Raw genomic sequence first — 8,265 nt, 5'->3', positions numbered from 1 at the left:
CCGCCGGCTCGGGCGCCGGACGGCGCAGCAGCGCGGGATCGAGCCGGGCGACGATGGTGCCGGCGGCCCCCCGCGCCTCGACGAAACCATCCGCCGCCAGACGCTCGAACACGCCAACCACCGTATTGCGGCCAAGACCGAGGATGCTCGCCAGGTCGCGACTGGCCGGCAGACGCATTCCCGGCGTCAGACGGCCTTCGAGAACCGCCGCCCGCATCGCTTCGTACAGCTGGCGGCCCAGCGGTATCGGCCCCTCGCGGTCGAGGGCCGCGGCCATGGCGTCGAACATCTTGGCTCCCTCAACTGGGCAATCTTGGATCTTCCGGCAGGACCATGATGATCGCAGATTGACGGCAGGAGAAGAGCCATGACCGACAAGACATTCCCCAAGACCGAAAACACCCGCCTGCGCCGCCTGCCCAAGCGCGGCAGCTATGACCACGCCGTGGTCCACGCCATCATCGACGAGGCGATGATCGCCCATGTCGGCTTCAGCGGCCCCGATGGACAGCCCTTCGTGCTGCCGACCGCCGTCGCCCGGATCGGCGATACGCTGATCATCCACGGCTCGGCCATCAGCCGGATGATGAAGACATTGGCGGAGGGCGTGCCGGTCTGCCTGAGCGTGACCCATGTCGACGGCGTGGTGCTGGCGAAATCCGCCTTTCATCACTCGATGAACTACCGCTCCGTCACCGTGTTCGGGCGGGCGCGGATGATCGAGGATCCGGCGGCCAAGGAAGCGGCTCTGCGCGCCCTGACCGATCACCTCGCGCCGGGCCGCTGGGATCTCTTGCGTCCCGTCACCGCGAAAGAGGTGAAGGCGACCACCGTCCTCGAAATCCCACTGGTCGAGGCGGTGGCCAAGGTCAGGTCCGGCCCGCCCGTGGACGATGCCGAGGACCTGGACTGGCCGGTCTTCGCCGGCGTCGTCCCCGTGAAGCTGGTGAAGGGCGAGCCCTTTCCAGTCTGAAGGGCTATTCGCCCTTCATGTAGATGCTGCGGCGGGGGGTGGAGATCACCCGCCGCACCATCGGGCGGAGGTCTTCGAGCGACATCGACTTGAAGTTCGGATCGAAGCAGTTCTGGTCGAACTTCTCGCAGAATTCCGCCGTGTGCTCGAAATTCGGATGACCCCGATATTTCTCGCGCATGTCGCGGTCGAGCCCGAGGAAGTGGAAGAAATAGTAACCCTGGAAGATACCGTGCTTCTCCACCATCCAGTGGTTCCGTTCCGAGACGAAGGGCTTCAGCACCGCCGCCGCGATATCGGCGTGATTGAAACTGCCCAGCATGTCGCCCATGTCGTGGAACAGGGCGCAGACGACATATTCCTCGTCCTTGCCGGCCTGATGGGCGCGGGTCGCCGACTGCAGGCTGTGTTCCAGCCGGTCGATGGCGAAACCGCCCACTTCGTCCTTCAGCAGCTTCAGATGGTCGATCAGGCGATCGGCCTGCTGGGCCTGAAAGGGCAGTTCGCAGGCGACGATCTTGCCCCAGTCGTCCTGGGTGCCGTCTTCCATACGGGTGAAGGTCGCGGTGGGCACCGCGATGCCGCCGTCATGAGCCATGATATCCCCTCAGTTCCGGAAGCCGGGATCGATACGGTCGAGTTTGCGCAGCAAGGCGTTCCACGCCAGCATGGCGAGACCGCCGATGGCGCGGCCTTGCGCCATGGTGGTTTCCTGCACGCTCTGCGGCGGGATGACGTATTTGCCGCTGGCGAGCGCGGCGACCTGCTGCGCGCAAGCACGTTCCAGCGTGAAGATGCGCAGCCAGGCCTCGGCGACATTGGTGCCGACGGCGAGCGTGCCGTGGTTGCGCAGGATCATCAGGTTCTTGGCCTTCAGATCGGCGACCAGGCGTTCCCGCTCGTCGAGATTGAGGGCGATGCCCTCATAGGCGTGATAGGCCACGTCCTCGATTACGGTCAGCGCGTTCTGGCTGATCGGCAGCAGGCCTTCCTCGTGGCAGGACACGCCGACGCCGGCATCGGTGTGCAGATGCAGGACGCAGCCCGCGTCCTCGCGCGCGCCGTGGACCGCTGAATGAATCGTATAGCCCGCCGGATTGATGAAACTGTCGGTCTCCATCAGGATATTGCCGTCGAGATCGACCTTCACGAGGCTGGACGCCGTGATCTCCTCGAACAGATAGCCGTAAGGGTTGATCAGGAAGTGATGGTCCGAATTGGGCACCCGGGCCGAGATATGGGTGAAGATCAGGTCGTCCCAGCCATTGAGGGCGACGAGGCGATAGGCGGCGGCGAGATCGACGCGGACCTGCCATTCCTCGGGGCTGACCAGATCGCGGACACTCTGGCCCGGCTTCTTCAGGGCTACGGTCGACATGAGCTCTCCCTCCTCCCGCCTTTTTGCGGTGATCGATTTTCCTTGTACGCGAGCGCGGCACATTAGAATGTCAACAAGTTGACATTTACTGGACGTCGCTCTCGCCCATGCGCCCCGAACCCGACCGCATCCGCCGCCTGCTTTCGACGAAGGGCTGGCTGGCGGATCAGCCCGAAGACCTGCGGCGGCAGGTCCTGGCGGGCGCGCATCTCATGGAACGCCAGCCGGGCGAATATGTCTATGCCATGGGCGATGCGCCGGAAGGGATCTATGCCCTCGCCTCCGGCCGGCTGAAGTTCGTCAATTACCTGAGCACGGGCCGCGAGGTCGGCACCTGGATCACCGAGCCCGTCGACTGGTTCGGCGAAGTGTCCATGTTCGACCGGTTGCCCCGGCTGCAATCGACGATCGCCCTCGATCGCTCCATCGTGCTGCATCTGCCGGCGCCGGCCTTCGACGCGATCCTCGCCGCCTGCCCCGCCTTCTGGCGCAATTTCGGCCTGATCCTGTCGGGCCACCTGCGTACCGCCATGCGCTTTCTCGAAGATGTCGCGGCCGAGGCGAGCCATATCCGCGTCGGCCGCCTGCTGGTCATGATGGCGGCGGGCGAGAGCGAGCGCGAGGTCACCGCCGGCATGGTGGTCGAGGTCAGCCAGGAACAGCTGGCCGCCACCACCGGCCTGTCACGCCAGAGCGCCAACAAGGCCCTGAAGCGACTGGAAGCCGAGGGCATGGTCGAGCGGCGTTACGGCGCCGTGATCCTGAGCGATCCCGCGCGCCTCGCCGCCCTCGGGCGCTGACTATTTCTTTCGCGGCAGGCCGAGGACCTGGCCCGGATAGATCAGGTTGGGGTCCTGGATCTGGCCCTGGTTCGCCTTGTAGATATCGATGTAGCGGGTGCCGCTGCCCAGCTGGCCGCGGGCGATGCGCCACAGGCTGTTGCCGGGCTGGACCGTGAAACTGCCGGTCCCGCCGGCGCTGGCCTCCGCGATCGGCGCCCGCTCGAACGGGACTTCGCTGCGTTCCGCGACATTGCCATCGGCGCCGAGGACATCGATGCGAAGACCATAGCGGCCGGGGGCGACGCCCCCCTCGAGGGTGGCGTGCCAGCCGCCATCGGGGCCCGCCGTGGCTTCACCCGCAGGCTTGCCGTCGAGATAAAGGCGGACCGTGGCCCCGGGCATGGCATGGCCCGACAGACGCGGCGCGCCATCGGCGCCATATTCGACGACATCGAGGCCGGGGGCCTTGGCCGGCGCATCGACCGGCGGCGAATCCGGCAGTTGCAGGGCGCGGGTGGTGCTGGCGCCGCTGTCATCCCGGCCGGTCAGGACGGCGATGGCGCCGGTGCCGCCACCGCGCTTCGGCACGTCGACGAGAAGGACATCCCTGGACCGGAGGACGCGGCCATCGGCCAGCACGGCTTCCAGCACCAGTTCGAGACTGCCTTCGGGCAAGGGTTTGTCGACGATCACGACCCAGCTGCCGTCCGCCGCCCCAGCCCTGGCCGTGCCGATGTCGGTGCCATTGCCGAGGATCTTCACCTGGCTGTCCCGCGGCGCCCGCCCGGCCAGGACCGCCGTGCCATCGGCCGAAATGCGCGCAAGATCGAAACTGGGCGGCGTCGCATCGGCGGGGATCGCCGCTTCCACCGGCGCGGCCACGGCCGGCGCCTCGGGCTTTGCGGCGGCCGGCGCCGTGTCGGCTACGGGTTTGGCGACCGGTGTAACCGGCGCGTCCTCCCCGGATTTCATGACGAGGAAGCCCACCAGAATGGCGACGGCGAGGGCAATGACGCCCCCCGTCAGGATACGCCGGTTGCGCCCCTCATCCGCCGATTGCTGCACCATGATCCGACATCACCCCGATACCACCCAAGCCCAAGACCTGAAACCTATCAGTTGGCGCGGCTTTTTCCATGCCTGATCGGCGGCAGCGACAGGAGATAGGCGGCGATGGCGGAACGGTCGGCCTCGGTCAGACGGCTGGTGCCATCGTCGACCACCTCGGCCATGGAGCCCTGGACATTGTCGAAATCGGGCTTGGTGCCGCTGGCCAGCAGTTCGGCGATTTCATCCCGCGACCAGCCGCCGAGGCCCGTCTCGGCATCGGGCGTGATGTTGGGCACGCGCTCCCCGTCCGGGCCGTCCACCGTGCCGGCGAGGGCAAGCCCGATCAACAGGCCGCCGGCCGGATTGCGCGGCGTGTGGCATTCCCCGCAATGGCCGAGGGCCTGCGCGAGATAGGCGCCGCGATTGACGGCGGGCGAGGCGCTGGCGCGCGGGCGGAATTCGCCGGGCCGGAAGAACAGCAGCTTCCAGCCGGCCTGCAGCGCCCGGACCGAGAAGGGAAAACCGATGTCATGGCGCTGGCGCGGTGCCACCACCGCCGGCAGCGAGAACAGATAGGCCTTGATGGCCAGAAGATCGGCCGGCGCCGCCCTCGTGTAGGAGGTAAAGGGAAAGACCGGGAAGTAATGTTCCCCCGAGGGCGATATCCCCTCCCGCAGCGCGCGGAGGAAATCGGCGTCGCTCCACCGCCCGATGCCGGTTTCGGCGTCGGCGGTGATGTTCGGGGTGTGGAAGGTGCCGAAAGGCGTCTTCATCGCCCGTCCACCGGCGAATTCGGCCCCGCCCGGCGCGGTGTGGCAGGCGACGCAGCCCCCTGCCCGCACCAGATAGGCGCCTCGCGCCACGGCGTCGTCGTCAGCCCGCGCCGGCCCGGCGGCAAGGCCGAGGGCCAGGACGGCAACCGCCGGAAGCAGGCGCAAGATTAGCGCCCTCAATCCTTCTCGGGGCCACGGAACATCTTGTGGCAACCGCCGCAACTGGCGCCCGTCGCATCGACGGCCGCGCCAAGCGCCGCCGCATCACCCGCCGATGCCGCCGCCAGCGTCACGGCCGCGGCATCGGCGAGCGCCTTGACCTTGCCGTCCCAGCCCGCCTTGTCGGTCCAGATGTCCGGCAGGGCCCGGCTCTTGTCGGTGATCGAGCCTTCCGGGAACAGACCCGGGATCGCGGCGGCGAGATCGACGATCAACTGCGCCTTGGCCGCCGCATCGGCGGGCACACTGCCCGATTTCGCGGCGCCGCCGAGCGCCTTGAGCGCCCCACCGGCCTGTTTCATGGCCATTTCCCGCTTGTCGAACAGCTCGTCGGCGCCGGCCGCCAGCGCGGCACCGCCAAGTCCGAGGGCGATGGCGGCGGCGATCATGAAACGCGACCCGTGAAGCGCGAGCAAAGCCATGCTAAGTCTCCATCCATGGACGGCCCCGTGGCCGAACGATAGCGACTTTAGATCAATACCCGCGTTCCGGCCAGACGTCCGGCCGCGGCCCTGCCTGAGAGAGCCATGCCCGTCATCAACAGCCTTTGCGTCTTCTGCGGTGCCTCGACCCCGCCCGACCATCGTTACCTCGAAGCCGCCGACACGCTCGGCAAGATCCTCGCCGCCGAAGGGGTGGAACTTGTCTATGGCGGCGGCGCCCTCGGCCTGATGGGCACGATCGCCCGCGCCGTGCGCGACAATGGCGGCCGGGTGACCGGCATCATCCCGCATTTCCTGACCAAGCTCGAAGCCAAGCTGGAAGGCATCTCCGAGACCATCGAGGTCGAGACCATGCATCAGCGCAAGCGCCTGATGTTCGAGCGCTCCGACGCCTTCGTCGTCCTGCCCGGCGGCATGGGGACCCTCGACGAGACGGTGGAGATGATCACCTGGGCGCAGCTGCAGCTGCACAAGAAGCCGATCATGCTGGTCGATGTGCTCGGCTACTGGCAGCCCTTCATGGGCCTGGTCGAACATGTGATCGGCACCGGCTTCGCCCGGCCCAATACCCGCGATTTCCTGACCCTGGTGCCCAGCGTCGAGGCGGTCCTGCCCACCCTGGCGCGCCTCGCCATCGAGAAAGGCCCGGCCACCATGCCGGTCGCCGAGTGATGGCCGCCGAGTGAATCGGGGGCTTTAGACATTTGGGGGGCTGAACAGGCTTCGCCCCTTGTGTATGGTGCGGCGCATAACACGCCTAACGGAAGGAATGGGTTGCATGGTAGCCAAGATCAAGGTCGCCAATCCGGTCGTGGAGCTCGACGGCGACGAGATGACCCGGATCATCTGGGCCTTCATCAAGAACAAGCTGATCCTTCCTTACCTCGATCTGCCGATCCAGTATTTCGATCTGGGGATGGAAAATCGCGATGCCACCAACGACCAGGTGACGATCGACAGCGCCAACGCCATCAAGGCGGTCGGCGTCGGCATCAAATGCGCGACCATCACCCCCGACGAAGCCCGCGTCGAGGAATTCAAGCTGAAGAAGATGTGGAAGTCGCCGAACGGCACGATCCGCAACATCCTCGGCGGCGTGATCTTCCGCGAACCGATCATCTGCAAGAACGTGCCGCGTCTCGTCCCCGGCTGGACCAAGCCGATCGTCGTCGGCCGTCATGCCTTCGGCGACCAGTACCGCGCGACCGATTTCCGCATCCCCGGCAAGGGCAAGCTGACGATCAAATTCGTCGGCGAGGACGGCACCGTGATCGAACACGACGTGTTCGACTTCCCGGGCGCCGGCGTCACCATGGCGATGTACAACCTCGACGACTCGATCCGCGATTTCGCCCGGGCCTCGCTGAACTACGGCCTGCTGCGCAAGTGGCCGGTCTATCTCTCGACGAAGAACACGATCCTCAAGGCCTATGACGGCCGCTTCAAGGATATCTTCCAGGAAGTCTATGAGGCCGAGTTCAAGGCGAAGTTCGATGCCGCCGGCATCATCTACGAACACCGCCTGATCGACGACATGGTGGCCTCCGCCCTGAAGTGGGAAGGCGGCTATGTCTGGGCCTGCAAGAACTACGACGGCGACGTGCAGTCGGACACGGTGGCGCAGGGCTTCGGCTCGCTCGGCCTGATGACCTCGGTCCTGATGACGCCGGACGGCCAGGTCGTGGAGGCGGAAGCCGCCCATGGCACGGTCACCCGTCACTACCGCGAGCATCAGAAGGGCAAGGCGACCTCGACCAACCCGATCGCCTCGATCTTCGCCTGGACCGGCGGCCTGAAGCACCGCGCCAAGCTCGACGGCAACGACGCCCTGGCCCATTTCGCCCAGGCTCTGGAAGAAGTCTGCGTCGAGACGGTCGAAGCCGGCCAGATGACCAAGGACCTCGCCATCCTGATCAGCAAGGACCAGCCCTGGCTGACCACCGAGGCCTTCCTCGACGCCCTCGACCAGAACCTGCAGAAGAAGCTGGCGTAAGCCTCAGCTTCATCGGCGACAGAGACGCCCGCTCCTGAAAGGGGGCGGGCGTTTTTGTTGGTGGAGGTGAGCGAGCCGGCGACTTGCGAAAACTCACATTGAAGGGTTGGATATTGCGCCCTCGGAATTCTCGCAATGCTTAGGCCTAACAGATGACCCTTGATGGCTTTCTTACTGTTCTGGCGCTTGCTGCTGCATTTTATGCCGTACTTTCACCTGTCCAGCGGCTAAGAGTCTCGCTGACATGGCGGCGTCAAATGCTGATAGCTATACCGGCCTTCTTTTCCATAGTCATTTTTGAGCTTTTTGATCTTCAGCCGCCATCCTGCCCAACAAAATTTGGTGAAATCTGCCAATATCTAATATTGAGCGGCTCAGATCCAGAACAAACACATAAGTTCTCGTTCATATTGGCAGTTTCTTGGCTAATAATCTCCCTCATGATTCATAGAATTTCAAAACCATCACTTTCAAACATCATAGACTACGCACAAGTCGCAACAAATCAAATCGCTGAGGAACAATATGGGATCGTGCCCCATTACGTGGTGTAGAAGCCGCGTCTTGGATGCAGAGTTGAGTTCTGCGATCAGCCGACCAGTGCTGGCAGGCTGACGTCGGCAGCATCGCTCAAGGGAGCGATGGTTTCCAGGC

Annotated in this window: 11 protein-coding genes; 5 read left to right on the top strand and 6 right to left on the bottom strand. The window is 65.1% G+C overall.

Going from position 1 to position 8,265, the window contains the following annotated elements; translation table 11 throughout:
* Positions 1-289, bottom strand: a 289-nt coding sequence (locus tag WAZ62_RS03100) for a GntR family transcriptional regulator (RefSeq protein ID WP_422642069.1), incomplete at its 3' end; no start/stop codon positions are given.
* Between the two features lie 78 nt (positions 290-367).
* Between WAZ62_RS03100 and WAZ62_RS03095 the strand changes: the two genes are divergently transcribed.
* Entirely contained in the window at positions 368-973 is a 606-nt protein-coding gene (locus tag WAZ62_RS03095) for a pyridoxamine 5'-phosphate oxidase family protein (RefSeq protein ID WP_422642068.1), read from the top strand.
* 4 nt (positions 974-977) lie between these two features.
* On the opposite strand, the gene WAZ62_RS03090 is transcribed toward WAZ62_RS03095, so the two are convergent.
* Together WAZ62_RS03090 and WAZ62_RS03085 are read right to left on the bottom strand one after the other, a co-directional pair.
* Positions 978-1,571 (bottom strand): HD domain-containing protein, encoded by a 594-nt coding sequence (locus WAZ62_RS03090; RefSeq protein WP_422642067.1) that lies wholly within the window; start codon positions 1,569-1,571, stop codon positions 978-980.
* 9 nt (positions 1,572-1,580) lie between these two features.
* A complete protein-coding gene (locus WAZ62_RS03085) occupies positions 1,581-2,351 on the bottom strand; it encodes a class II aldolase/adducin family protein (RefSeq protein WP_422642066.1) in 771 nt (256 codons plus the stop codon).
* A gap of 107 nt (positions 2,352-2,458) precedes the next feature.
* Here WAZ62_RS03085 and WAZ62_RS03080 point away from each other — a divergent pair, with 107 nt between their 5' ends.
* Positions 2,459-3,151 (top strand): Crp/Fnr family transcriptional regulator, encoded by a 693-nt coding sequence (locus WAZ62_RS03080; RefSeq protein ID WP_422642065.1) that lies wholly within the window; start codon positions 2,459-2,461, stop codon positions 3,149-3,151.
* Here the strand turns inward: WAZ62_RS03080 and WAZ62_RS03075 are convergent, their stop codons facing one another.
* From WAZ62_RS03075 to WAZ62_RS03065, 3 genes are read right to left on the bottom strand one after another with little or no spacing between them, the layout of a single operon-like run.
* Positions 3,152-4,201 carry a LysM peptidoglycan-binding domain-containing protein gene (locus WAZ62_RS03075; RefSeq protein ID WP_422642064.1) on the bottom strand — a complete coding sequence of 350 codons (1,050 nt, stop codon included), beginning with the start codon at positions 4,199-4,201 and terminating at the stop codon, positions 3,152-3,154.
* Positions 4,202-4,248: 47 nt separating this feature from the next.
* The gene (locus WAZ62_RS03070; protein ID WP_422642063.1) at positions 4,249-5,121 is read right to left on the bottom strand and encodes a c-type cytochrome; all 873 of its coding nucleotides are present in this window, start codon (positions 5,119-5,121) and stop codon (positions 4,249-4,251) included.
* Positions 5,122-5,132: 11 nt separating this feature from the next.
* Positions 5,133-5,597: a cytochrome c gene (locus tag WAZ62_RS03065; RefSeq protein WP_422642062.1), complete on the bottom strand. Its 465-nt coding sequence runs from the start codon at positions 5,595-5,597 to the stop codon at positions 5,133-5,135.
* Positions 5,598-5,702: 105 nt separating this feature from the next.
* On the opposite strand from WAZ62_RS03065, the gene WAZ62_RS03060 reads away from it, so the two are divergent.
* The 3 genes from WAZ62_RS03060 (at position 5,703) to WAZ62_RS03050 (ending at position 8,165) form a co-directional block, all read left to right on the top strand.
* Positions 5,703-6,290, top strand: a complete 588-nt coding sequence (locus WAZ62_RS03060; RefSeq protein ID WP_422642061.1) for a TIGR00730 family Rossman fold protein — start codon at positions 5,703-5,705, stop codon at positions 6,288-6,290.
* Positions 6,291-6,396: 106 nt separating this feature from the next.
* Positions 6,397-7,611 carry an NADP-dependent isocitrate dehydrogenase gene (locus tag WAZ62_RS03055; protein WP_422642060.1) on the top strand — a complete coding sequence of 405 codons (1,215 nt, stop codon included), beginning with the start codon at positions 6,397-6,399 and terminating at the stop codon, positions 7,609-7,611.
* A gap of 152 nt (positions 7,612-7,763) precedes the next feature.
* A complete protein-coding gene (locus WAZ62_RS03050) occupies positions 7,764-8,165 on the top strand; it encodes a hypothetical protein (protein WP_422642059.1) in 402 nt (133 codons plus the stop codon).
* Positions 8,166-8,265 lie beyond the last annotated feature (100 nt).

The organism is Zavarzinia sp., from assembly GCF_049306435.1.
Lineage (GTDB): Bacteria > Pseudomonadota > Alphaproteobacteria > Zavarziniales > Zavarziniaceae > Zavarzinia.
The sequence above is the reverse complement of the archived record's forward strand: the minus strand, read 5'-3'. Positions and strand labels throughout refer to the sequence as shown.

What these genes read in the sequence shown, in the direction of transcription:
- WAZ62_RS03095 (WP_422642068.1), top strand. Translation starts at nt 368, where the DNA reads ATGACCGACAAGACATTCCCCAAGACCGAAAACACCCGCCTGCGCCGC.
- WAZ62_RS03090 (WP_422642067.1), bottom strand. Translation starts at nt 1,571, where the DNA reads ATGGCTCATGACGGCGGCATCGCGGTGCCCACCGCGACCTTCACCCGT.
- WAZ62_RS03085 (WP_422642066.1), bottom strand. Translation starts at nt 2,351, where the DNA reads ATGTCGACCGTAGCCCTGAAGAAGCCGGGCCAGAGTGTCCGCGATCTG.
- WAZ62_RS03080 (WP_422642065.1), top strand. Translation starts at nt 2,459, where the DNA reads ATGCGCCCCGAACCCGACCGCATCCGCCGCCTGCTTTCGACGAAGGGC.
- WAZ62_RS03075 (WP_422642064.1), bottom strand. Translation starts at nt 4,201, where the DNA reads ATGGTGCAGCAATCGGCGGATGAGGGGCGCAACCGGCGTATCCTGACG.
- WAZ62_RS03065 (WP_422642062.1), bottom strand. Translation starts at nt 5,597, where the DNA reads ATGGCTTTGCTCGCGCTTCACGGGTCGCGTTTCATGATCGCCGCCGCC.
- WAZ62_RS03060 (WP_422642061.1), top strand. Translation starts at nt 5,703, where the DNA reads ATGCCCGTCATCAACAGCCTTTGCGTCTTCTGCGGTGCCTCGACCCCG.
- WAZ62_RS03055 (WP_422642060.1), top strand. Translation starts at nt 6,397, where the DNA reads ATGGTAGCCAAGATCAAGGTCGCCAATCCGGTCGTGGAGCTCGACGGC.
- WAZ62_RS03050 (WP_422642059.1), top strand. Translation starts at nt 7,764, where the DNA reads ATGACCCTTGATGGCTTTCTTACTGTTCTGGCGCTTGCTGCTGCATTT.